This is a genomic window from Mesorhizobium sp. M0207, assembly GCF_040321995.1.
Taxonomy (GTDB): domain Bacteria; phylum Pseudomonadota; class Alphaproteobacteria; order Rhizobiales; family Rhizobiaceae; genus Mesorhizobium.
The window spans coordinates 14,882-38,157 of record NZ_JAMYSQ010000017.1; the positions used below are offsets into that span (position 1 = coordinate 14,882).

The window sequence follows — 23,276 nt, forward strand, 5'->3', positions numbered from 1 at the left end:
CCGTTCGAGCCCAGCTTTATTCGTCTGACCAGAGTACAAACGGCACCAGTCGTCTGACACTCCAATACACTGTTGCCGCGCGAATCCCGTTGTTATCAGAGCGTTGCCCTGCGTTAGCTTCAGAGGGGAAGTCGATGCGAGGAATAGCGGCAATCCTGCGAGCACTGTTCTCCGCCTGGATTCCGGCACTGATCGAGATGGCTCGCCGTTTCTGTCGCCGGTGGCGGCTAGGGGGCGACCGCCGGGTCGACCAGAAAGGGTCCCGGGCGCATTGCGTACCGATCGATCACCCTGCTTTCTGCCGGCCTGACCCGCTGATCTACGATCAGTATTACCTGATCGGCCTTGGTCTCGCGGTCACCTGGGATAATCCCGATATCGAGCTACGCCAGGGTGGTGTGCCCGTTCCCGCCGGCAGGTTGCAGGCGGACACCGACTACGAGGTGCGGGTTCGCGTCTGGAACGCCTCCCCGGATGCCGTCGTCGTCCAGATGCCGGTCCATCTGTCCTATCTGTCGTTTGGCATCGGAACCGTGTCGAATCCGATAGCCACCAGGCCGGTCTCGGTCGGGGTGATCGGATCCGCCAGCCAGCCTGGGTTCGTCTCCTTCGACTGGCATACGCCGCGGCAAGCAGGTCACTATTGCCTGCAAGCTTTGCTCGATCCGGCCGATGACGCCAACTTCGCCAACAATCGCGGGCAAGAAAATACCGATGTCGGACTGGCCCAGTCGCCAGCAACATTTCAATTCGAGTTGCGCAACGCTACCCGTCGGCCGCATCGGTACCGGTTCACCGTCGATGCCTACACAATTCCGCCGCTCGGCCCCTGTCGCGACGACCGGCAGCCAACGGAAGAGACCGCCAAGGCGGAGCAAAAGCGCCGGCTGGCGGCACACTTGCCGTCAGCTCATCCCCTGCCGCCGGGCTGGAAGGTCGAGATTTCGCCTGACCTGCCGTCGCTGGCGCCGGGCGAACAGGTGACGATCACGGCGGTCGCTACGCCGCCGGACGGCTGGACCGGCCGGCAAGCCCTCAATCTGAATGCGTTTGACGAGGGTGACCGCGCCAGCGGCGGCGTCACCTTGACCGTCCTCAGCAGCTTGGAGCCGTGATGGCCACCGACGACAAATCCTGGACCAAGTGCACGACCGCCGACGAGGTGATTTCGGTCAACCAGTACATCAGCGCGGCGATTACCAGCGGCATATTCGCAGCCGTGATGGTCGTGGTGGTGGTCGCGATGGGCGAGCCGTGGTGCATACCGATCGCGCTGGTGGTGACTGAGATTGTGTGGATTCTCGCTTATTGCGACTGGTGGCTCAACAAACGGCTGGTTTGCCTGGGCGAGCCGGTGAGTATCGTCGGCATGGTCATCAGCATCGAGCCGCCGTCGGAAAAGACCTGGCCAGGAAGCCTGGACTCCGACTACAGCCTCAATTTGCTGCTGCCGAACAACCCGGTGGGCGTCTCCCAGGCCGTTGCCGCCGCCAGTGCCCCGTTCGGCTATCTGATGGCCGAAAACGCAATCACCTCCTCGCACGGCTTTCTGTTCACGGGGAACCCGGCGGAGGACAAGGTGACCGGAGTAAAGTCAGAGGCGCTGCATGTGGAGTTAGAAGGGGCATCGATCCATGACCTGCAGACCGTCAACATCCTCGCCCTAGCCGCGGCATTGATTGCGCTGGCGGTATGCATGTCGGGCGTCGGCGCGGTCGTTGCCTACGTGCTGGCGCTTCTCGCCTTGCTCGCCTCGCTGCTCGGCGCGGCCTTCAGCAGTTCGGACACCGCCAGTCCGAGCGATGCCGGCTTGCCGAGCATCGAGACCAACAAGGGCGACGGAACCGGAGCGACAATCCTGGGGGTGACCGGCCGGTGGGTCTATGATGCCGGACACATCCACGACAGCTTTCATGAAGGCCACAACGAACTGCATCCGGTCCAGCAGGCCCAGATTCTGGGACGGCCATGGGACGGCGACTGGCCCGACGATATCGACGAAATCGTTCGGGGCTACCAAGACGGCTACGCGCAGTCTCAGGATCCGCTCACCAAGGCGCAACAGGCCCGGCCCCGCTCCCGGTGGTCGGTCCATCCCTATGTTGACGGCTGCAACGACACCGTCCGGCCAGATCAGCCTCCGCACTAAGCCAGTCAGGCTGTTGGACACGATAGTTCGAATCCCGATACCGCGCTGGTTTACTCGGCCCTTGAGAATCCTTCAGCCTTCGGCAACATGGCGGCGAGGCTGAGAGCATGAGGATGAGCAAGGTCATTTCCGCCGCATCACGGCGTTCGCCGCGCAAGACACCGATGGCGCTGACCGAGGCGCTGGTCGCCCGCACCTTGCGTGCGGTCGAGGATGCCGGGCCGACGCCGGGCATGGTCTACATGACCGATGCCGATTACGTGCGCATTCGCGACGAGGTGCTGGCCGGCGCGCCGGGCGGGCCGGTGAAGCTGTTCGCCTATGGCTCGCTGCTGTGGAAGCCGGCCGGCGAGGTCAGGGGTGGCGAACGGGCCGTGGCGACGGGCTGGCACCGTTCGTTCTGTTTTACAGTGCAGCGCTTCAGGGGCACCGTCGAGCAGCCCGGCCTGATGATGGCGCTCGACCGCGGCGGCCAGTGTCAGGGCATGGTGTTCGAGGTCGCCGAGCCCGTGGCGGCCAATCTCGAAACGCTGCTGCGCCGCGAGATGACCATCCTGCCGGCCGTCAACGTGCCGCGCTGGCTGCAGGTCAGGACAGGCGGCGGCACGGGCCAAGCGCTTGGTTTCGTTGTCGATCCCGCCAATCCACGCTACGCTGGCAAGCTCGAAAAGCGAGCGATAGCGGCGACCCTGGCCACGGCCGTCGGCCATTGGGGTTCGGGCGCCGAATATCTGTTCGAGACCATCCGCCATCTCGACGCCTGCGGCATCCGCGACCGCAATCTCTGGCAGTTGCAGCAACTTGTGGCCGAGGAGATCGGTCGGGCGCGGTCGGGCTTCATTCGTCCCTGAGTCAGACCAGCATCTCGTCGGGCTCCCAGGCGAAATCGATGTTGTGCAGGTCGACGAGATGTCCCGCGCGCTCGCCGATGGCAGTATCGAGCATCGTGTGTCCTCCCTTCGGTTCTATGCCAGTGTGTTCGCCCATGCGCCGACAAAGGGCGGCAGCATGATGCACGTCTGCTGCTCGACAGCCTCGTTGCGCAGCCGCTCGGCGAGGGTATCGACTTCCACCTCGGCGGCGGTTGCGGTACCGACTGCCTCGGCCATCGGCAACAGGCTGCGCAACGTGCCGGCAATATAGTCGTAGATCGGCGAGTCGGGTCCGCTGCCGGCGAGGCCGGCGGAGTTCATCCGCGGCGCCGGCAGCCCTGCGCCGGCGAACACCATGGGCAGCCTGCCACCCATGTCGACCTCGAAACCCGCGCGCTCGATCGTGTCGATGATCCAGCCGCGGCATTTGCCGAACAGCGGCGCCTCTGGAAAACTGCGGGTGAGCGGCATCGCCATTTCCTGGACGGCGACGATGCCGCCAGGCCGCAGGAAACCGGCAAGCCTGCGCAGGGTTGCGGCCGGGTCGGGCAGATACATCAGGACAAGCCTGCCGATCACCGCATCGAAGCTCCCGTCGGGCGAGAATGTATCAAGCTCGGCCGTCGTGAAACGTGTCCAGTAACACTGGCCGGATTCAGTGGCGCGCCGCTCGGCAATGTCCACAGCCTCTGCCGAGCGATCGACACCAAGCACGCTTCCCGCCGGTCCGACCAGCCTTCCGGCCAGCAAGGAGACATCGCCTACGCCGCAGCCAATGTCGAGCACGCGCATGCCGGGTCCTATGCCCGCACTGCGCAGGACATGCTCGGTAAGGTCGTGAATGAGCGCTCCCTGCAGCTCCAGGCGCTTGAATTCGCTTTGCGTGTAACCCAACGCATAGGGACGCGGATCCATGGGGCTCTGATCACGGCCGGTCTTCGGCGCATGTTCGGCAAGCAGATTGTACATGTTTGACTCCATGATCGATTTATCCGGGATTTGTGACCGCTGGGCAGCCTGATGACCGCCCGGGGCCCGACCGTCACCATCGGAGATCGGTGCTACAACGTGATTTCCGGAATCGGGAATTGCGTTACGACTGAAACAGGCGCCGTGCCTGGGGTACCGCGCAAGCGGAGAACCACCCTGCGCCCGGCGTTCGGACGCCACTATGATTTCGGCGCCCGCGGAACGAACACGATATGCGGCGTCTTCGGCGGACGACCGGGCGGCACATAGTCCGGAACCGGCGTATCGTCTGCCGGGAGCGAAAGCACATATCGGTGGATGGCGCGCAGGTCGGGCTCGCTCATGGCACGCAGGTTGAACCATGGCATGGGCGGGCGCGTCTCGATCGTGCGCGCGAACTGTACCCAGTCGTCCTCATCCATGGTCCGCAAAAATTGGCGAAGATTGGTCGGGTAAGTCGTACCCCACGGCCCGTTGAAGCCGAGCGAATCGCCGATCAGCCATCGATCCTGCGGAACGTTGCCGGCCTTCTCCAGGTACCCTGGCGTGTGGCAGTCGTTGCAGCCGCCGATTTTCACCAGGTATCGACCGTGCTCGATCGAAGCGGTCGCGGACGCCGCGCCGACCTCACCCTGGTTGAGCGTTGCGGCGGTGAATGCTGCGGCCAGGCCAAGGGCGGCAATTGCGATGAGAGCTCTTCGTGTCATCAGCTTCTCCGCTGCTATTTGATGCCGACGATCATCGAGTGAGGCCCGGCGAGATGCTCGCAGCGGACCTCCGCAAAGCCCGCCTCCCGCATCCAGCCCATGCCGTCGGCGCGCGTGTAGTCGAACCCGCCATTGGTGTTGACCAGCATGTTGAGGCTCATCAGCAGACCCGCAGCGTTGTCCCGTCGCTCGTCATCGATGATCTGGTCGTAGACGATGAGCACGCCTTGCTTCGGCAGCGCGGAATGCGCCTTTGCCAGCAGCGCGCGCTTCACCTCCAGGTTCCAGTCGTGCAGGATATGACCCATCACCAGCACGTCGGCGGAAGGCAGCGGCTCGGCAAGGAAGTCGCCGGGATAAAACCGAAGCCGGTCTGCAAGTGCGTGCCGCTCCACATAGGCCTCGAACACCGGCCGCATCGGCGGCAGGTCGAAACCGCCGCCGGTGAGATGCGGATGGGCGCGGCCGACCTCGACCGGAAGCCTGCCTTCGGCTGTGCCGATATCGATGAAGGTACAATAGTCCGCCCAGGGAAAATGCCGGGCGAGCGCCTCCGCCACCTGAAGGCTGCCGCCGGTCATCGCCTGCGCGAACATCTTTACCTTGTCCGGGTCCGAAAACAGCATGTCGAACAGATCTTCGCCGTCCTGGGTGCCGTTTTGCGGTTTGCCCGTCCTGAGCGCGTCGGTGAGCGAGCCCCAGTTCGCGTAAAGCAGCTGACCGGCCCTGGCGAGCATCCCGCCAACATAGGTCGACTTGTTGCGGTCAAGGTAGCGGTCAGTCACGGGCGTGTTGCAGTAGACGTTGCCCTCGCGCTCAAGCATGCGCAGCGCAACCAGTGCGTCGAAGAAATCCTGCGCTCCCCGCTCATGCAGCCCGAGCCGGTTTCTCAGCGTTTCCCCTTCGAGGGGTCCGGCCGCCAACTCCGTGAAAAGGTCAAGTTCGACGGCGCTCAGCAACGTCTTCGATGCCCAGAAGCCGAGGCCGAGTTGCATAAGGCTTTCGGGCGACAGTTCTGCGACGTCATTCGCCTGTTTCGTTACCTCGGTGATGGTTGCGTCCATAAGATTTCTCCTTCCTCAAGAGACCATGACCTTTCCAAAAAGCCGGTTCCCGGTTTTTCGGGATCATGGTCTGGGCGCGGGAGGACCATCGACTGGCCCGGCTACGGGTCGATTTCAGCCAGGTGGGATTTTGGTTACGGTTGTAACGAAGAAATCCGGCCGGCCGTGATCAGCCTGAATGCAGATGGCGGGCAAGACATTGTGCGACGGCGGCCGACAGCAGCGGCTTCTTGATGACTTCGCTTATGCCGGCCGCCGTCAGTTGGCGCGACCGCAGCTGACGGCCGTAACCGGTCATCAGCACGACCGGAAGGTCGGGCCGGATCTTGTGCAACCGGCCGGAGAATTCGATCCCTGTGATGTCGGGCATGACCTCGTCCGTCAGCACCAGGTCGAAGCGTTCCGGATCGGTGCGAAATGCGCTGAGAGCCGCGGGGCTGCGGTCGAACCCGACCGGCTCGTAGCCGAGCGCGGCGAGCATTTCCTCCGCAAGTTGCATCAGCGGCGTGTCGTCGTCGACGACGAGGATCGTCTCGCCGTTGCCATGCTTGACCGGCACCTCGGCGGCGTCGCTCTCGTCCTCGTTCTGGGTTGCTTCGGCGGCCTCGATCCGCGGAAAATAGATCTCGAAGGTCGTGCCTTCGCCGGGCTTGCTGTTCACGTCGACCGCGCCTCTGTGCGCTATGACGATGCCGTGCACCGTCGACAGGCCGAGCCCGGTGCCTTGCCCTGCCGGCTTGGTCGTGAAGAACGGCTCGAAGATACGCTCGAGCGTCGCCTGATCCATGCCGCTGCCGGTGTCCCTGACGGCAAGGCGGAGGTAGCGCCCGGCAGGCAGGTTGCCGTGCGATAGCATCCGCGCCTCGACGAATTCCGTCGTGTCGAGACCGATTTCCAATGCGCCGCGGTTGTTCATCGCCTGCGCCGCGTTGGTGCCGAGGTTCATCACCACCTGCTGAAGCTCGGTCGGATCGCCCATCATCGCCGCATCCGCGGCTGCAAGACGCGTCTGCACTGAAAGCGTGGCGGGGAACGAGGCGCGCAGCAGGTCGATCGCTTCGGCAACCACGGCTTCCGCCCGCAGCGCGTGATGCTGCCGCTCGTGACGACGGCCGAAGGCGAGGATCTGCTCGGTGACGTCCTGCGCCCGCCTGCCGGCCTGCATGATCTGCTGGACGTAGCGCCGCGCGCGCGACTCCTTCAGCAGCACCGCCAGCGCCATCTCGCTGTAACCAAGGACGGCACCGAGGATGTTGTTGAACTCGTGCGCTATGCCGCCGGCGAGCGTCCCGATCGCTTCCAGCCGTTGCGACTGATTGAGCCGCGCCTGCAGTGCCTCACGCTCGCGTTCGTTGTGCTCGCGCACGATGGCATTGGCGAAAATCTCGGCCGCGGTGCGCAGCAGTGCAATGTCGTCGTCGGCCCAATGCTTTTCGTGCGTGACGGTATCGAGAGCCAGAAAACCCAACCGCTCGCCGGCATGCCACATCGGTATGCACAGCCACGATCGAAACTGGTGTGCCTGCAGCGATGCCTTCTCCCGCCCCTCGGGAAGCTCGCCGACGCGGGGAACGTCGATGCAGCCCAGCCGCTCGTGGTCGGCCAGCGCCCAGCGTGAAGCCAGCTCGATCATGTCCCTCGACAGGCGGGCCGGCCTGCTCCCGCCCGGACGGCGATAGAAGTAGCCGCCGGAAGGATCGGCGATGTGGCTGACGAAAATCTGGGCGCCGTCGAGCCCGGCGTGTTCGACCAGGCGCGCGAGGCCCTTGCTGATGCCGGCGCGGATGCGGTCACGCGGCAGATTGATGAACTGCGTGGAGATCGAGGCGATCAGGCCCTCGAATTCCAGCCGCTCGCGCAGGATCCGCGCGTTGCGGCGCAGGCGGGCGAACAGGTAGGCGACATAGCCGACGAGGCCCAACGCGGCGACATAAAGCAGCGTCTGGAACAGTTCGGCCCGCGCCGCGGCCCGCCCATGCGCACCGAGATAGACGTCCTGCAGCGCGCGAGCCCGCTCGCTCGTCGGCGCGGTCTGCAGGCGGGCGACGAGATCGTCGACCGCCGGAAGCCTGGTGACGATAAGCCGGCCGTGGGAGACAAGCGAGAGTACATCGCTTGCAGGCACGGCATCGACGGAGGGCCTTGCCAGCCGGTCGAGTGCGGCGGTTACTGCTTTTGCCGCATCCGGCTGGGGATCGCTGATAAACCGCGACATTGCGACCATCAGGGCTCCTATCTCGACCGCTCGAAGGCCGTCACCCTCGCTCGTGAGACGACCGCTCATATAGTTGAAAAAGTTCAACGAGTTCTGCAGCAGCGCGTTATCGGACTTGAACCTCTCGACGAGCGCTTCCTCGTCGCGGATCGCGGCGATGACTTCGGCGATCCGCTTGTCGATGTCCGCCCGTGTTTCGCCGCTTGCTGCGTCGCGGGCAGCCGGCAGCGTCTGCGTCGCCTCATCCAGGGTCTCGATCGACCGCACAAGCGGATCGTAGCTGCGCAGCAGTCCCGCGCGTGCCCTTAAAACATCGCGTTGGAGTGCGGCGTTATAGAGGATGACCGTCCTGAGCGCATCGAGCGTGCGCTCGTGGCGCGCCGCATCGGGAGCCGTGCCCTGCACCAGGAGGTAGGTCAGGGCGATGAGCAGGCAGGCAACGATCGGCGCCAGGATGCGTAGCGACTTCATTGCTGCAGACGATCGGCTGCGCTGGTCAACGGCCGGCCGCGATACTCGCCCGTCAGTGTCCCGAGGAATTCGACGATGAGATCGGCATCGCGCTGGTCGAGCTCCCGGCCGAGTTGGTTGCGCGCCATGATCTTCACCGCGTCTGCGAGCGATGCGGTGCGGCCATCGTGAAAATACGGCGCCGTCACCGCGACGTTGCGCAGGCTGGGAACGCGGAACACATGGCGGTCGCTCTCGGCGCCGGTAACGGCGAAGCGGCCGAGATCCGCCTTGGTCAGGGTCTTCTGGCGAGCGAAGGGATCCTGGAAGATGCCGAATTTCTGAAACAGATTGCCGCCTACGTTGGCGCCCTGGTGGCAGGCGACGCAGCCATACGCTTTGAACAGTTGATAGCCGTGCTCTTCGTCGGTCGTGATGGCGTCGCGTTCGCCCTTGAGATAGCGGTCGAAACGGGCATCGGGCGTGATCAGCGACCGTTGAAAGACAACAAGCGCATCGAGCACGCTTGTCCGGTCGGGAATGGCGCCGTAGACCCTCGCGAACCGCTGCGAATACTCGGCATTCGAGCGCAGCTTGGTCAGCAATTCCTCCCAGCTCGTATTCATCAGCCTGTCATCGAGCAGGGCTGCCTCGTTCTGCTCCTCGAAAGTGCGGAAATTGCCGCGCCAGTTCAGCCGAAAATCGAGCGCCGCGTTGAAGACGGTCGGCGTGTTGAAATCGAGCGGCTTGCCATCCGCCGCCACGGAACGGGCCAGACCGGCGTCGCCGCTGAAATCGAGCCTGTGACAGGAACTGCAAGCGACGACATCGCCATGCGAAAGGCGGGCATCGTTGAACAGGCTCTCGCCAAGCGCGATCTTCGCCCGGTCGGAGGGGCCGCTGGCCGTGATCGGTGCAATCGGCTCGCCCATCGGCGGGCCCGGCTGATTGCTCTGGGCCAACGCAAAAGGTGCCGCCATTGCCAGGCAAAGCGGAACAAAAAGCCCCGCCCGAACCTTACCAATCTGCCGATGTGCCATCGAGCGAGCCTGTGGCAGGGTGTGCGATCACGTAGATCATCGGCGTTCACCAATAAATCGCCGAAAATCGACGTTTAATAAAGCAACGGCTCGGTCATGAGTTCCATGCTTGCGGACGGTGCGAGATGTCAGCCGAACAAAACATTCGCCACGAACAGCAGTCGAAAGGCAGTACCGAGCAGCCAGCGGCGCCGAAGCATATCCTTGTCGTCGACGACGACCCCGAAATTCGCGATATGCTCACCAATTACCTGGAGAGCCAAAACTTCAGGGTTAGCGCGGTCGCCGACAGCCGGGCCATGTCGCGCGTCCTCAACGAAAAGCCCGTAGACCTGATGATCCTCGACATGAGGCTTGCCGACGAGGACGGGTTCGACGTCATGCGGCAACTCGGCAGTCCGCCGGAAGCGCCCATCATCATCATCACCGGCCACAGGTGCGACGAGGTGGATCGCGTCGTCGGCCTGGAACTCGGCGCCGACGACTACATCACCAAGCCCTTCGGCCTCAGGGAGCTGCTGGCGCGCATTCGCGCCGTGCTGCGGCGATCGCGGTCGACGCAGCCGCAGCCGCGCGGCAAGAAACCCATACGCTATCGTTTTGCCGGCTGGGAGCTCGACATGCGGATGCGGCGCCTAAGGTCGGCGGCGGGCGAGGCGACGCCGCTGACCGCCGGCGAGTTCAACCTGCTGGCAGCCTTCCTGAAATCGCCGCAGCAGATCCTGAGCCGCGAGCAGCTTCTCGCTGCCAGCCGCGTGCACAACGAAGAGGTGTTCGACCGCAGCATCGACGTGCAGATATTGCGGCTGCGCCGCAAGCTCGAGGTCAATCCGAGCGAGCCGAAGCTCATTGTTACGGAGCGTGGCGCCGGCTACATATTCGCGACTGCGGTCGAGGTACTTTGAGCCGCTGCCGCGCCCAGCCTACTCCGCGCTTCTGAGCCAGACCAGCATCTCGCCGGGGTCGCGGTTGTCCCAGGCAAAGTACGGCACGGCGGTGATTTTCGCGTCCTCGACCGCCGGCGGTTCGGTGCGGTAGAGCCCCTCTTCCCAGTTTTCGAAAGCCTCCTTTTTGGCAATCGCCGAAAGTGTCACAACGCCGCCCAGAAGGTTCGGCTGCTGATGCGCCTCGATGTCGGCCGTGCGCGGCAGAGCGATGCGGTGCAGCTGGCTGGAATTGTCGGTCTCCTCGACGCAATAGATCAGCGGGCCGCGCGCCAGTGCGACGCGGCCGATATCCTGCCGCACCTGCGGATTGGCGTAGAGGCGGTCGACGGCCATTTCGAGGTCGAGCTCGACGCGGTCGCCCTTGCGCCATTCGCGGCGGATCGCGGCATAGCCGTCGCTGCTGATGGCAGCCAGATCGACATCGGCGCCGTTGACCTTGAGCGCTGCCTTGCGGCACCAGGCCGGCAGGCGCAGGTGCAAAGTGAACGCGGTCGGAGCTTCCGGTTCGACGGAGATCGAGACCGCGCCGTCCCATGGATAATTGCTGGTCTGGGTGAGCTCTATCTGCGTCCCGGCGATATCGAAACGAGCCGTGCCGTTTCCATATAGATGGACGGCGAGTGCGTCGTCCGACAGGCCGTAGAAATAGCTGCCGATCGAGGCGACCATGCGCCCGACATTGGGCGGGCAGCACGGGCAGCGGTGCCATTTCCAGCGGTGGTGGGCGCCGCGGCTTTCGAGCGGATTCTCGTAGAAGAACAGCGAGCCGTCGAGCGACAGGCCGGAGATCGAGCCGTTGTATAGCGCCCGCTCCATGATGTCGGCGTAGCGCGCATTGGGACCCATGCCGAGCATGCGGCTTGCCCAGAACACCAGGCCGACCGAAGCACAGGTCTCGGCATAGGCGGTGTCGTTGGGCAGGTCGTAATCGGCGGTGAAACCCTCATTGTGCGAGGACGGCCCGAGGCCGCCGGTGACGTAGAGGTTCTTGGTCATGAGGTCGTCCCACAGCCGGTCGAGCGCCATCCGCAGCGTGTCGTCGCCATATTCGGTGGCGATGTCGGCCATGCCCGAATAGAGATACATCGCCCGCACCGCATGGCCGACGACCTTGTCCTGCTCGCGCACCGGTTTGTGCGACTGATTGTATTCGTAAGTCTTGAAATGATAGGCCTTGGGGTCGGCGCCGCGTGCTCGCGCCTCCTCGTCGAAATAATGCGGCTGCTGGCCGCGCTGATCGATGAAATATTTGGCAAGCTCCATGTATTTGCGCTCGCCCGTCACCCGTGCCAGCTTGACCAGCGCCAGCTCGATCTCCTCATGGCCGCAATAGCCCTTCTTCTTGCCGGGCTCGGGACCGAACGTCTCGGCAATGTGATCGACATAGCGGCACATGATGTCGAGCAGCTTGCGTTTTCCCGTGGCCTGGTAATAGGCGACCGCGCCTTCGATCAGGTGGCCGGCGCAATAGAGCTCGTGGCAGTCGCGCAGATTGGTCCAGCGCAAGCCCGGCTGGATCCGCTGGTACCAGCTCGACAGATAGCCGTCGGGCTGCTGCAGCTTGCCATACATGTCGATGACGGCATCGATCTTCTTTTCGAGCTCGTCGTTGCGGCGGCGATAGAGCGAATAGGCGGCGGTCTCGATGGTCTTGCCCCAATCGGAGTCCCAGAACATCTGCGTCGTCACCGTCGATCCGGTGAACTCGTTGCCGGCGGTGGCCGCCTCGTCCGGTGAAGGTGAGTGGAACGGAATGACGACGCCGGGCGACGGCCGGTCGGGGTCGATCTGCTCGAGCATGCGCGCCTCGACGCAGCGGTCATAGAGGATGCCGGCGGTTTTTGAGGCGACGGCATCGACGCGGTCGCCCCAGAAGCCGCGCACGTCGACCTGCGGCACCGGCAGCGGGCGGAAGGCGAGTTTCGGCTTGGCGCCCTGACTGGCGGATTGCGATGCGGTCATCAATTTACTCCGGTTCGGTTCGGTTGGTCACTTCACGGCCCCTGCCATCAGGCCGCGGATGTAGAAGCGCTGCAGCAGCAGGAAGAGCACCAGGCACGGCACCATCATGACGGTGACGCCGGCCTGCACGGCGCCCCAGTCGATGGCGCCGAAGCGGCCGGACTGCAGCGCGGTCATCATGATCGGCAGCGTGAATTTCGACTGGTCTGTCATCAGCACCAGCGCCGCCAGAAACTCGTTCCAGGCGCCAAGGAAGGCGAACAGCGCGATGGTGACGATGCCCGGCCAGACCAGCGGCAGCATCACCCTCAAGAGCATGGTGACGTTGTTGGCGCCGTCCATGCGCGCCGCTTCCTCGATCTCGCGCGGCACCGCGTCGAAGGCGTTGCGCATCATGAAGATCGAGAACGGCAGCTGCAGCGTGACGTAGACGCAGACCAGCCCGGTCAGCGTGTTGTGCAGGCCGATTTTTGTCAGCACCAGGAAGATCGGCGTCAGGATCGACTGGAACGGGATCATGATCGTCGACAGGATGACGACGAACAGCAGGTTCTTCAGCGGAAAGCGGAAGCGCGAGAAACCGTAGCCGGCGAGCACGCTGACGATCACCGACAGCACCACCGTCATGACCGAGACGTAGATGCTGTTTTGCGCCGGCAGCCAGAGGCCGTCGCCAAAGGTGTTGAGCGTCGCGTAGTTCTCGAGCGAGATGCCGCTGGTCGGCCACGGCGGCAGCGGCGGTTGGCGCGCTTCCTGCGCCGGCTTGAAGGCCGAAAGCACCGTCCAGGCGATCGGCGCCAGGAACAGTATCGATGCGATGATGCCGGTCGAGTGCTCGGCGATCTGCATGCCAATGCGGCGTTTGCGGCTCCTTGCCTGCGCCATCAGTCGACCCCTTCCGGATTGCGCAGCAGCCGCAGCTGGATAAGGCTGAGCGCCACCAGGATGACCAGCAGGACCATCGAAAGTGCTGCGCCATAGCCGAGCTTGAACGACACGAAGGACTGGTTGAAGATCCAGTAGACGGCGGTCAGCGTCTGGTTGCGCGGCCCGCCGCGCAGGATGATGTAGAACTGGTCGAAGGCGAGGATCGAGCCGGCCACCGACAGGATCAGCGCCAGCGCCAGCGTGCGGCGCATCAGCGGCAAGGTGATCGCCCGGAACCGCGCGAATGGCCCTGCCCCGTCGATCATCGCCGCCTCCTGCAGATCCGGCGGGATCGATTGCAGGCCGGTCATCAGGATGATCATGGTGAAGCCCGCCACCTTCCACACCACCATGGCGATGATCGACCAGAAGGCCGGCTGGAAGGTCGCCAGCAGGTTGAATTTCTTCTCGGTCAGGCCAAGCTCGAAGGCGGCCGGGCTGAACAGGCCGGAATCGACATTGAGCAGCCACGACCACAAAAGGCTCGCCGAGGCGAAGCCGATGACCGCCGGCATGAAGAAGGACGTGCGGTAGAAGCCGGTCAGCTGCCGCGGCCTTTCGATGAACAGCGCCAGCGGAAAGGCGACGGCGAAGATCGCGATCGTGACCACCACCGTGTAGTAGCCGGTGAACTTCAGCGCGTTCCAGAAACGGGTGTCGCGCAGGATCGCCCAGTAATTGTCGAGGCCGATAAAGCTATGCGCGCCCATCAGCGGCCAGTTGTGCAGCGACATCCAGGCGGTCATGCAAAGCGGCACGATGAAGAAGACGACGACCAGGGCAACGGCGGGCGCGACATAGAGCAAGCCGATCCACTGCCGGCGGCCGGCGCCGACGAGTTTGTATGCGCGCGCTGGCGCGGCGGTGGTTGCTGTGATGGTGGTCATCGCTGGCCTTCTCCTTCTCCCCTTGTGGGAGAAGGTGGATCGGCGCGAAGCGCCGAGACGGATGAGGGGTGTTGGAAGGAATGCCGTCCGAGCCAAGCTGGAGCACCCCCCATCCGTCGCCTTCGGCGACACCTTCTCCCACAAGGGGAGAAGGGGGAGCCAACGTTGCGACGGCGTACTGTGATGGTGCTCATGCCTGTTGTTCCATTGGCGGGACGTCCCCTCCCCCTCGAGGGGAGGGTCCGGCCGAAGGCCGGGGGTGGGGTCCTCTGCGAAGTGCTCCGACATCAAAAGAGCGTCGAGCACTGCCGCGATGACCCCACCCGGACCTGCGGTCCGACCTCCCCTCGAGGGGGAGGTGGAGCCGGCGCCTTACTTCTGCGGCGCCGAATCGATGATCGACTGCATCGTTTCCTGCGCGTTGGCGATGGCGCCGTCGACGTCTTCGCCGAAGAAGACCTCGTTCATCATCTGGTTCCACGGACCGTTGGCCGAGTTGATCAGGTCGTTGAACACCACCGAATAGGGCGTGCGGCCCTTGGCCATGGCTTCAGCGGCAACCTTGTAGCGCGGGTCGAGGTCTTTCAGCGCCTCATTGGCGATGTCGCCGCGCACCGGCAGGCTGCCGTATTTCGCCAGGATGGTCTGGCCTTCGAGCGAATAGGCGAAATCGAGGAACTCCTTCACCACCGTGACCTTGGTGGTGCCCTTGGTGACGACGAAATTATCGCCGCCGGCAAACGACGACCAGCCACCATCCTTGCCGGGCAGGAAGGTGATGCCGTAGTCGATGTCGGGATATTGCGTGTTCAACGCGCCGATGGCGAAGGCGCCGGACGGCGAGATGCCGATATTGCCGGTGGCGAAGGCGGCAAAGAAGTTGGAGCCGGTGTCGGTCTGCGCGCCTGAAGGCACGAGGTCCTTCTTGACCATCGAACGGTAGAGGTCGATGGCGCCGCGCATCTGCGGCGTGTCCAGCGTCGCCTTCGAGCCGTCCTCGGTCAGGATGTCGCCGCCCGAGGCCCAGATCAGCGGCGTGAAGGTGAAGATGTTGCAGCCGCCGCAATTGCCGGAGAAGTAGAAGCCCTTGATGTCGCCGCCGAGCGCATTGACCTTTTCGGCGTCGGCTTCGATCTCGGCCCAGTTGGTCGGGCCCTTTTCCGGGTCGAGGCCGGCCTGCTTGAACAGCTTCTTGTTCCAGATCAGCACCGAGGAATCCGCCGAGAACGGCAGCCCGTAGATGCGGCCCTTATAGGTGCCGGTCTTGACATGCGCCGGCGACAGGCTGGCGAAATAGGGCAGCGATTTCGCCCAGTCGGTGATGTCTTCGAGCTGGCCGGCGGCGGCGAAGGACGGCGTGTAGATCAGGTCGAGCGACAGCGCATCGGGCGCCGTGCCGCCAGCGGCGGCAGCGCCGTATTTCGGGATGATTTCGGCGTTGGGGATGATGTCGAGCTTGATCTGGTTCTGATGCCCCTTGTTGAAGGCATCGACGATGCGCGGCATGAAGTTCGAGCCGTCGGCGCGAACCCAGATGTTGGCGGTGTCGGCGGCGGCCGGGCCGACTGTTGCCAGCGTGCCCAAAATGCTCGCGGCGATGGCGAGCCCGGTAATGGTGGTTCTCATGCTTCTCCTCCACATGGTTTTAATTTAGCGTCTTAATTTAGCCGCGCCCCAAGCGGGTGACTATCGACACGGCCCGTTTCGTTCAGCCGTCCGGCGGACGGCCGCATGACTGACGCACCACCAGCCGGCACGGCAGTTTTCTGATGCCCGGCTCGGCGGGTTCGCCGCCGACGAGCGAAAGCAGGGCAAGGCCGGCCTCGCGCCCGAGCGCGGCCAGGTTCATGTCGACGGAGGTCAGCGGCGGGCGGGTTGCCTCGGCGACGATCTGCCAGTTGTCGAAGCCGATGACGCCGACCTCGTCCGGCACGCCGATACCGCGCTCGCGCAAGGCGTCGATGACGCCGCGCGCGATCTGGTCGTTGCCGCAAAACACCGCATCGGGCTTTTCGCGCGTACCGTCGAAACCCTCGCCGTCGAACAGCTTCTTGACCGCCTCGTGGCCCCAGGCCTCCGACCACGGGCCGAGCAGCGGCTCCATGACCGGCAGGCCGTTCTCGGCCAGCACCGCGCGATAAGCCTCGGCGCGGGCATGCACCACGGCAAAGCTCGCCGGCCCGCTGACATGGGCGATGCGCCGCCGCCCGAGCCGGCAAAAATGCTCGACCGCCAGCCGCGCACCGCCGGCATCGTCGGAGACCAACGCGATGGCGCCGGGATCGGGCTCGGTGAATGCGTAGATCGCCGGAATGCCGAGATTGGCGAGGTCGACCGGCAGGTGGCGGTCGATGCGCTTGCCGGTGGCGATGATGCCGTCGACGCGCTTGTCGAGCATGGCATCGACATGCAGCTGGGCAAGGCGCGGGTCGTCCTCGACATTGCACAGGAACACCGAGACGCCGGCATCGACCAGCGCATCGGAAACGCCGGCCATCAGCGGCAGCGAAAAGCGGCCATAGGTGTCGTTGGTCAAAAGCCCGACGGTAAAGGAGCGCCGCCTGAGCAGGCTCTGCGCCAGGCTGTTCGGGCGAAAGCCAAGCCGCTGCGCCGTCTCGCGAATACGGGTCCGCGTCTCGGCCGTCATCCGCCCCTGCCCGTTCAGCGCCTTTGAGGCCGTGGCCACGCTGACGCCGGCGAGCGCCGCCACCTCACGCAGGGTGACGGGCTGCTTGGCAGAAACAGGCGTTGGCTGCGCGTCGGACGCCATGATTTGGATATCGATCCTCCCATTTGAGAAAAGCTTTTCTCTTACCGGCCTGCGAGGCGCTGAATGGTGAAGTCAGCGGATGCCGGCAGAGTTGGGAAAAGGTTTTCTCAAAAGGAAGATTAGGGGAAGGATGCAAGGATGGCAAGAGGGAATGGCCCGGTTACAGGCATGTTCGGCAGTCAACTACGACTCGCTGCCCTGGGTCCAGGATCTGCCATGGCGGCCCGAAGGAAAGAGGGCGAGCAGCTTTGGCGTGCATTGCCTTTCAGCGGGCACCGCGATGGAATAATCGCGGTGCCGCAGTCTTCCCGCACGGCTAGCAGTTCTCAGTCTGTGGATCGCACGCCTTGTTTTTCTGTTTCTGTGGCTTGGGTTTGGCCGCCTGCTCGGGCTCGGCCTGCTGCGGCTCGGCCGCTGGCTGCTCCTTGGCCTTCCGCTTCTCAGGCTTGGCAGCCTGCTCCGGCTCAGCTTGCTGCTGCTCGGCAGCGGGCTGCTTCTTGGCCTTCCGCTTCTCAGGCTTGGCCGCCTGTTCCGGCTCGGCCTGCTGCTGCTCGGCGGCGGGCTGCTTCTTGGCCTTCGGCTTCTCAGGCTTGGCCGCCTGTTCCGGCTCGGCCTGCTGCTGCTTGGCGGCGGGCTGCTCCTTGGCCTTCGGCTTCTCAGGCTTGGCCGCCTTGCCGGGCTCGGCCTGCTGCTGCTCGGTCGCCGGCTGCTCCTTGGCCTTCGGCTTCTCAGGCTTGGCCGCCTTTTCGGGCTGGGCCTGCTGCTGCTCGGTGGCCGGCTGCTCCTTGGCCTTCGGCTTCTCAGGCTTGGCGGTTTCTTCGGGCTTGGCCTGCTCGGTCGTTGCAGCGCCTTCGGTCGGCTTCGATTTCCGGCCAGCCTGAACCTGCTTCACCTCTTCGATGTCTTTGAGCTTAGCTGGTTTGGCCTTAGGGTCGGCTTTCACCTCGCCCTCAAAGACAGCGACCCTATCGTTTTCCAGTTTGCCGGACTTCTCGGGCGCGTCGGTCTTGCTGACCTTGACAGCAGTCACCTTCTGGTTCGTCTCCTTTTCGATCACATCGACATCAATGACTTTGTTGATCACCAAATTGTTCTGGATCGTCACGTCGCCGGCCGGTTCGGCCGCCTCGACAATGCGCACAAACTCCGGCTCATCACGAATAACGACCACAGAAATGTCCGCGGCAAGGAATTCGCGGGTGGGGACCACAACCCAGTAATAATCCGGCGTCGTGTCGAAGGTCACCTCGATTGAAATCAAATCCGGATCGCGGCGGGGCGGCAGCGGCGCCCAAATGATGTGCTCTCTGTCACGACGCCAACTCACCCATGCTGGCGCCCAGCGAGTGCCCGGAACCCAGTACCAGCCGATATCGTCGGCATAGCCCCACCGGCCGTAATGGTACGTCGCCCAGCCGAATGGCTCGTCGGACACCCAGAGCCAGCCATACTGCTCGGTATAGACCCAGTGTCCAAGCGTGTACGGACGCCAATCGTCAGGCACATCAACCGGCACGAAAACGGTCGCTCCGTGATACGAGACCCAATCACCATAGGAAGACAGGTCTTCGTAGAACGTGCTGATCGAAACGGTGGTGGCAGCCCTTGCCTCGGACACAAGCGACAATGGCGCAATTGGGTTGGGAATCTCGACGACCGTGAGCAGGCAGGCGGTTACGCCGCCGAGCATCAGTCGCACCGCATGTGGGGCAAGGACGCGTTTCATCGTAATCTTCCTCCGAAACAGATCGCCCTTCATCGTACAAACCCGCCGGCTGCCGGATTGTTCCACTTTGCTGACGTTACCCAGTCCCCTCCCGCAACGGCTTGGCATCGCACGATGATATTTGGGATCAGAGTTGCTTCATGAAGGCGGTGACCATCACAAATGCGCGCCGAAGGCGCGGCGATAGGTCGTTGGTCAAAAGGCCGACGGTATCGGGCGAAAGCCAAGCCGCTGCGCCGTCTCGCGAATCCGGGTCCGCGTCTCGGCCGTCATCCGCCCCTGCCCGTTCAGGGCCTTGGACGCCGTGGCGACGCTGACGCCGGCAAGTGCGGCCACCTCACGGAGGGTGACTGGCTGTTTGGCGGGCGTTGGCTGGACGTCGGACGGCATGATTTGGGTATCGATCCTCCCGGCTGGGAAAAGCTTTTCTCTTGCGGCGCTGCGGGGTGCTGACTGGTGAGGTCAGCGGACGCCGGGCGGTTGGGAAAAGGTTTTCTCAGAGAGAGAGGGCCTGATGGCGAGCGCCGATTGTCTGATCAGGTGCACTTTCTGTTTGATGTGCCGATCGATGCAGCAGCGACTTAAAGCGGTCATTTCTCAAACCTCTTAGGCCATCAACTGACCTCGGATGCCGACGTTTGACCTCCGTGCTATCTGCCCTTTTTCGCTCGCACAGGTTTTGCCCCACTAGTTTGCTTTTCGAAAAGACTCCGCTGTTGAGGCGGTCGGAAGTCCCTTGAAGGCTCTGGCTGCTCAAGCGACTGCAGCGCCTCCATCAGGGCGTTTCTTAGGCGGGGTATATTCAACTCCGGTAGACGCTCACGGGAAGTATCCTCCCTCGTTCTGGAGAATCGGAACTTAGAAGAGATCATAGGCAGAAGTTCAACTTCGACTATCGATGATACCTTCGTGCGGATCGAATCCTGCGAACGTGACCTTCCCGCAATTTCGAACTCACGGAGTGAAATGTCTGCGGTAGGAACGTCGAAGATAGAGGATTGTTCAAGAGCCTCCTTTGCAACTTGACGTCCTAGGCAACGACCGTTCACCAATCCATCGAAGCCCGGCCGCCAGCTAGAAAATAAAGCGAACCATAAGAGCGAACTTGGTAAAGCGTCCCTCACGCTATCGAGCACCCCGATGTAGTCAAAGGACCCGTTCGAGAGGCGCGATGCAAGCATTCCAACCCACGCTTCCGCCAGGGGCCTCGGAACCGACGATTGTATTAGTGTCTGAGCGGTTCGATCGAGGGTATGAAGCTGCTCTTCGCGAGAGACTTCAAATTGCTTCTCAATCGAACCGATGAAAGGCAGGTCAACCTTTAGCTGCTGCCATGCCGCGCTTCCAGCCAAAGGCCGGTCAAACCTAGCGGCTCGGATAAGTTCCTCAATTGCCTCAGTCCACGTGCCGGATCGGTTCTTAGTGCTGGCCGAATCTTCCATCAGGCTTGAAACTGCGATCATCCAAAACATGCTGGATGAATCGGCATCCAACCGAAGGGATATGTCAGAGGTGATTTCCCTTGCGCGGCCCCAAGCTTCAGCGAGTTCAGATAGGTCGGCGGGATGGAGACCGGACGCGAGCCCTCGCAACGCGGCATACGAAAAGGTTGCTTGGCACGCCTGCACCGATAAGCTTGTTAGAGTGCGCGGAGATTGCGGCATTTGAACAACCGCTTCGGCGACCGCGACGCCAGCCAGCGCGGTCAACATCGTCTCAGGCAACGCGGAGCTTCGGTCATCCAGGAGTTCAAAGCGACGAACATCCTCTGCTGTAACTACACGAAAAAACGCTGTAAAAGGCGTGTAATTCGAGATGTACGTAGAGGTCCAAGCTAGGAAATCTCTAATGTCGTCGTCAGCAACGACCAATAAGGGACTTGGCAAATTGTTTGGACCGCGAGCCTTTCCTTCCCAGATCAAGCCAACCATTCCGGCACCCAGCATGTGGCCTACTTCGAAATCAGAATCTATGGCGCTCCCGCGTGGCTCGCTATCCTCCGCGATCCAATCAAGAAACGAACGGCGATCGAGTGCAGCAAACGTTTTCATGTGGGTCACGCGTTAAAGAGGGATTTTAGGTCGATCGATGTCGGCGGGGGAGCGAGTGCGGCCTCGCCGTTCTGCAGTGGACCGATTAGGGGGCCTCCCCGATATATCGTCAGGCTGGTCTTTGCTCTCGTAACGCCGGTGTATGCAAGTCGTGTCCTGTTGGTTGGGAAACTGCTGATCCCCTCCATTGCAAGGAGGTGGAGCGCACGAAATTCGAGGCCCTTCGCTCCGTGAATCGAACCCACCAAAATACGTCGATCGGGATCAAGAGCGTCGTATCCGGTGTCCCTCATCTGAAGCTGGACTTCAGATCGAAGGTGAGTTGTAGATAGTAGACTCCACACCTCCCGCACATCTTTATTGAGGGGGCACAGCACCCCAAGCATACCTGTCGGATATGCCCTCAGTTGCGCTTGTAGGGCAGAGACTGCCTTAGACACTTGATCCTGAATTGATTCCGGCTCGAAGAACGCAACCTGAGATGGGGCCTCCAACTCTTTATATTGAGACGTGGCCTCCAAGCCGTCTTTCGAGCCGACAAGACCCGTTATGCCATCGGCGACCCTACAGATTTTTATACCGTTTCTGTAATGATATGTTAGTTGGTTAACCGCTGGGCAAACCTGCCTAAGGCGATCAATCGATCCGCGATTCTTGTATATTCTCTGGCGACTATCCCCGGCTGCAAATATCCTGTTTGAGAATCTGATCGCGATGTTTACTTCTTGAACAGAATAATCCTGACATTCATCTAGTAATATTGCATCTAGTCTATGATCATCTACCTGCTCGTCGTCCAGAGCGGTTAATTTTTCAACAATAATATTCTTTTGCTCCTCATAGCCTGCATTAACGCGGAAATCCACGCCGCAGTTGTCAAGTACGTCAGAGCCCCACCCAACGAATGTGTCGATTTTATTCGCTGATATTTTAGTCGTCTCGCTGCCACGCGCAAGGAATTCTCGCAAAACTCTCCCAACGGTTAAGAGTTGGAAATTGTTTATACCGTTCGCCTGCAAATATGACGCGCGCAACAAAAGAAGGTTAGTCTTTCCACTCCCCGGCGGACCCAGCACAAGGTGATTTCCAGCCAAAGGCAGAGCGATGACGTCTCGCTGTTCGGCGTCTAACTGCTCAGGCTTGGTCCACCAGGTGGCCTCCATTAGCTCTTTAACCCTTCACTGGCTTCGAGATTTATTGATATCTGCTGGGCGCTATCGACGACCCCGAATACAAAAAGGGATATCGCATCTTGTATCGCTCTTTGGTCCAAAGTGCCGATATAAAATCTTTTCGATTCAGGCGACCAATTCGCTGTTTCGCGACAGTTGGACGATCCACCGTCCAGAGCCACAATTCGGCTCTTCTCATCGATCACGTTGATAAAAATGCACACTGAAAGTCCATCTGGTAACCCGACTTCTGCAAGCGGCTCGAAGTCCGGGCGAACGCCGTCAATCGGCTCGCTGAGGGTATAAACTATACGTCGGGGCATCGGAGGATCGTCCTGTCCAAGGCCTCGCAGCGTTTCTCGCGCTATCTCGCTAACATTATGCATCAGACGCTTTGCGTCCGAATATTCGGAAGCTTCATATTTGGTAGTTTCAGATTGCCGCGTTTGTGCTGCGGACGCGCGCTGTCGAATGCGGTCTTGAAGTTCCAGAGCTCGATCTTTTCGCTCGACCGGCTGTTTGAAATTATCCCAACTGACCATCTGCAGGCGGGCCTCGGGAGATTTTACAAGGCAGTTTTGAGCTAATGCGATCAGATACGGCGGGACATCCGTTGAGAGAATGGCTGGCACTTCGTTCTGGACCGCTTGAGCCAATCGCGCCGGAACGCCCGTATGTGCGCCAAACAACGGCTGCTTCATAACCATGTCATGAATCACAGCTCCAATTTGGTAGAACGTTACTGCCTGCCAGCCACTAGGGCTGTCGTCTTCCTGCCTCAGGGCAAATTCAGGCGACGCGTATTGATTTGTGCCAACGAACAGCGGGGTGCCTCCATTGTCCGTCAGGCCCTTTTCGCCAACAGGCCTCAGGACCCCAAAATCCAGCAGCACGAGTCGTTGTAGATTGTCGGCTATAACAATGTTTGCAGGTTTTATGTCCCGATGCACTAGTTGCAGGGATTCGAGATACTCAGCAGCGGACGCCAGTTGTTCAACAAGTAACGGAAGCCGTTCCGGCGGTAACTTGTCGAGCGTCTTGGACAAGTTGTCTCCATCGAGCAATTCCATGATCAGGAAATGATTTCCAGAGTTCGGCTCGACGCCGGAATCTATCATTTTGACAATATTAGGATGATCGTGGCCGACTAGCCATTTCTCGCGCTCCATGCGTTCAAGCAAGGCGGCGTCGCCGAACCGTGTGATTAACTCGGTGTCGAAGATTTTCACCGCCGCCATTGACTCGCCGCGCTTCGCCTTGAAGACTGCAGCCGACTTGCCGTGATCAATAAATTCCAGAATCTGCCAACCTGCCACGCCGCTTTTGCGCAAGGTGGCAAGCATTGCCTGAGCTTTTTCGAGATCCATG

At 62.0% G+C, this 23,276-nt stretch carries 18 protein-coding genes and 1 pseudogene; 4 read left to right on the forward strand and 15 right to left on the reverse strand.

Features of this window, described 5'->3' with window-relative positions:
* The first annotated feature begins 134 nt into the window (after positions 1 to 134).
* From NKJ15_RS21385 to NKJ15_RS21395, 3 genes are all read left to right on the forward strand, one after another.
* Positions 135 to 1,115, forward strand: a complete 981-nt coding sequence (locus NKJ15_RS21385; RefSeq protein ID WP_352817397.1) for a hypothetical protein — start codon at positions 135 to 137, stop codon at positions 1,113 to 1,115.
* Complete coding sequence (locus tag NKJ15_RS21390) at positions 1,115 to 2,149, forward strand: hypothetical protein (RefSeq protein WP_352817400.1); 1,035 nt, start codon at positions 1,115 to 1,117, stop codon at positions 2,147 to 2,149. Before NKJ15_RS21385 ends, NKJ15_RS21390 begins: the two co-directional genes overlap by 1 nt.
* Before the next feature lie 113 nt (positions 2,150 to 2,262).
* Positions 2,263 to 3,000, forward strand: coding sequence for a gamma-glutamylcyclotransferase (locus NKJ15_RS21395; protein WP_352817402.1), 738 nt, complete (start codon positions 2,263 to 2,265; stop codon positions 2,998 to 3,000).
* A 114-nt stretch (positions 3,001 to 3,114) separates the two neighbouring features.
* Here the strand turns inward: NKJ15_RS21395 and NKJ15_RS21400 are convergent, their stop codons facing one another.
* The 5 genes from NKJ15_RS21400 to NKJ15_RS21420 form a co-directional block, all read right to left on the reverse strand.
* A complete protein-coding gene (locus NKJ15_RS21400) occupies positions 3,115 to 4,002 on the reverse strand; it encodes a class I SAM-dependent methyltransferase (protein ID WP_352474404.1) in 888 nt (295 codons plus the stop codon).
* A gap of 188 nt (positions 4,003 to 4,190) precedes the next feature.
* A complete protein-coding gene (locus NKJ15_RS21405) occupies positions 4,191 to 4,697 on the reverse strand; it encodes a hypothetical protein (protein WP_352474406.1) in 507 nt (168 codons plus the stop codon).
* Between the two features lie 14 nt (positions 4,698 to 4,711).
* Complete coding sequence (locus NKJ15_RS21410; RefSeq protein WP_352770873.1) at positions 4,712 to 5,761, reverse strand: methyltransferase; 1,050 nt, start codon at positions 5,759 to 5,761, stop codon at positions 4,712 to 4,714.
* Between the two features lie 169 nt (positions 5,762 to 5,930).
* Entirely contained in the window at positions 5,931 to 8,447 is a 2,517-nt protein-coding gene (locus NKJ15_RS21415) for a two-component system VirA-like sensor kinase (protein WP_352503608.1), read from the reverse strand.
* Positions 8,444 to 9,358: a cytochrome-c peroxidase gene (locus tag NKJ15_RS21420; RefSeq protein WP_352817405.1), complete on the reverse strand. Its 915-nt coding sequence runs from the start codon at positions 9,356 to 9,358 to the stop codon at positions 8,444 to 8,446. The genes NKJ15_RS21415 and NKJ15_RS21420 overlap by 4 nt, the downstream gene beginning before the upstream one ends.
* A gap of 233 nt (positions 9,359 to 9,591) precedes the next feature.
* On the opposite strand from NKJ15_RS21420, the gene NKJ15_RS21425 reads away from it, so the two are divergent.
* Complete coding sequence (locus NKJ15_RS21425) at positions 9,592 to 10,371, forward strand: response regulator (RefSeq protein ID WP_352817408.1); 780 nt, start codon at positions 9,592 to 9,594, stop codon at positions 10,369 to 10,371.
* An 18-nt stretch (positions 10,372 to 10,389) separates the two neighbouring features.
* Here NKJ15_RS21425 and NKJ15_RS21430 read toward each other — a convergent pair whose 3' ends face one another.
* The 10 genes and pseudogenes from NKJ15_RS21430 to NKJ15_RS21475 all read right to left on the reverse strand — a co-directional run bounded on the left by NKJ15_RS21430 (position 10,390) and on the right by NKJ15_RS21475 (position 23,275).
* Positions 10,390 to 12,375 carry a glycoside hydrolase family 127 protein gene (locus NKJ15_RS21430; RefSeq protein ID WP_352817411.1) on the reverse strand — a complete coding sequence of 662 codons (1,986 nt, stop codon included), beginning with the start codon at positions 12,373 to 12,375 and terminating at the stop codon, positions 10,390 to 10,392.
* A gap of 27 nt (positions 12,376 to 12,402) precedes the next feature.
* Positions 12,403 to 13,260: a carbohydrate ABC transporter permease gene (locus tag NKJ15_RS21435; RefSeq protein WP_254817449.1), complete on the reverse strand. Its 858-nt coding sequence runs from the start codon at positions 13,258 to 13,260 to the stop codon at positions 12,403 to 12,405.
* Positions 13,260 to 14,189: a carbohydrate ABC transporter permease gene (locus NKJ15_RS21440; RefSeq protein ID WP_352452309.1), complete on the reverse strand. Its 930-nt coding sequence runs from the start codon at positions 14,187 to 14,189 to the stop codon at positions 13,260 to 13,262. The genes NKJ15_RS21435 and NKJ15_RS21440 overlap by 1 nt, the downstream gene beginning before the upstream one ends.
* Before the next feature lie 372 nt (positions 14,190 to 14,561).
* Positions 14,562 to 15,815, reverse strand: coding sequence for an ABC transporter substrate-binding protein (locus NKJ15_RS21445; RefSeq protein WP_352817414.1), 1,254 nt, complete (start codon positions 15,813 to 15,815; stop codon positions 14,562 to 14,564).
* 82 nt (positions 15,816 to 15,897) lie between these two features.
* Positions 15,898 to 16,959 (reverse strand): LacI family DNA-binding transcriptional regulator, encoded by a 1,062-nt coding sequence (locus tag NKJ15_RS21450; RefSeq protein ID WP_352817417.1) that lies wholly within the window; start codon positions 16,957 to 16,959, stop codon positions 15,898 to 15,900.
* 316 nt (positions 16,960 to 17,275) lie between these two features.
* A complete protein-coding gene (locus NKJ15_RS21455) occupies positions 17,276 to 18,685 on the reverse strand; it encodes a DUF6600 domain-containing protein (protein WP_352817420.1) in 1,410 nt (469 codons plus the stop codon).
* Between the two features lie 213 nt (positions 18,686 to 18,898).
* A pseudogene (locus NKJ15_RS21460) lies at positions 18,899 to 19,075 on the reverse strand (LacI family DNA-binding transcriptional regulator); the annotation flags it as partial.
* A gap of 260 nt (positions 19,076 to 19,335) precedes the next feature.
* Positions 19,336 to 20,736, reverse strand: coding sequence for a hypothetical protein (locus tag NKJ15_RS21465; RefSeq protein WP_352817421.1), 1,401 nt, complete (start codon positions 20,734 to 20,736; stop codon positions 19,336 to 19,338).
* A 5-nt stretch (positions 20,737 to 20,741) separates the two neighbouring features.
* Positions 20,742 to 21,899 (reverse strand): ATP-binding domain-containing protein, encoded by a 1,158-nt coding sequence (locus NKJ15_RS21470; RefSeq protein ID WP_352817424.1) that lies wholly within the window; start codon positions 21,897 to 21,899, stop codon positions 20,742 to 20,744.
* A complete protein-coding gene (locus NKJ15_RS21475; RefSeq protein ID WP_352817427.1) occupies positions 21,899 to 23,275 on the reverse strand; it encodes a serine/threonine-protein kinase in 1,377 nt (458 codons plus the stop codon). Before NKJ15_RS21475 ends, NKJ15_RS21470 begins: the two co-directional genes overlap by 1 nt.
* Position 23,276 lies beyond the last annotated feature (1 nt).

Coding starts and splice junctions, on each gene's coding strand:
- NKJ15_RS21385 (WP_352817397.1), top strand. CDS start 135: ATGCGAGGAATAGCGGCAATCCTGCGAGCACTGTTCTCCGCCTGGATT.
- NKJ15_RS21390 (WP_352817400.1), top strand. CDS start 1,115: ATGGCCACCGACGACAAATCCTGGACCAAGTGCACGACCGCCGACGAG.
- NKJ15_RS21395 (WP_352817402.1), top strand. CDS start 2,263: ATGAGCAAGGTCATTTCCGCCGCATCACGGCGTTCGCCGCGCAAGACA.
- NKJ15_RS21400 (WP_352474404.1), bottom strand. CDS start 4,002: ATGGAGTCAAACATGTACAATCTGCTTGCCGAACATGCGCCGAAGACC.
- NKJ15_RS21405 (WP_352474406.1), bottom strand. CDS start 4,697: ATGACACGAAGAGCTCTCATCGCAATTGCCGCCCTTGGCCTGGCCGCA.
- NKJ15_RS21410 (WP_352770873.1), bottom strand. CDS start 5,761: ATGGACGCAACCATCACCGAGGTAACGAAACAGGCGAATGACGTCGCA.
- NKJ15_RS21415 (WP_352503608.1), bottom strand. CDS start 8,447: ATGAAGTCGCTACGCATCCTGGCGCCGATCGTTGCCTGCCTGCTCATC.
- NKJ15_RS21420 (WP_352817405.1), bottom strand. CDS start 9,358: ATGGGCGAGCCGATTGCACCGATCACGGCCAGCGGCCCCTCCGACCGG.
- NKJ15_RS21425 (WP_352817408.1), top strand. CDS start 9,592: ATGTCAGCCGAACAAAACATTCGCCACGAACAGCAGTCGAAAGGCAGT.
- NKJ15_RS21430 (WP_352817411.1), bottom strand. CDS start 12,375: ATGACCGCATCGCAATCCGCCAGTCAGGGCGCCAAGCCGAAACTCGCC.
- NKJ15_RS21435 (WP_254817449.1), bottom strand. CDS start 13,260: ATGGCGCAGGCAAGGAGCCGCAAACGCCGCATTGGCATGCAGATCGCC.
- NKJ15_RS21440 (WP_352452309.1), bottom strand. CDS start 14,189: ATGACCACCATCACAGCAACCACCGCCGCGCCAGCGCGCGCATACAAA.
- NKJ15_RS21445 (WP_352817414.1), bottom strand. CDS start 15,815: ATGAGAACCACCATTACCGGGCTCGCCATCGCCGCGAGCATTTTGGGC.
- NKJ15_RS21450 (WP_352817417.1), bottom strand. CDS start 16,959: ATGGCGTCCGACGCGCAGCCAACGCCTGTTTCTGCCAAGCAGCCCGTC.
- NKJ15_RS21455 (WP_352817420.1), bottom strand. CDS start 18,685: ATGAAACGCGTCCTTGCCCCACATGCGGTGCGACTGATGCTCGGCGGC.
- NKJ15_RS21465 (WP_352817421.1), bottom strand. CDS start 20,736: ATGAAAACGTTTGCTGCACTCGATCGCCGTTCGTTTCTTGATTGGATC.
- NKJ15_RS21470 (WP_352817424.1), bottom strand. CDS start 21,899: ATGGAGGCCACCTGGTGGACCAAGCCTGAGCAGTTAGACGCCGAACAG.
- NKJ15_RS21475 (WP_352817427.1), bottom strand. CDS start 23,275: ATGGATCTCGAAAAAGCTCAGGCAATGCTTGCCACCTTGCGCAAAAGC.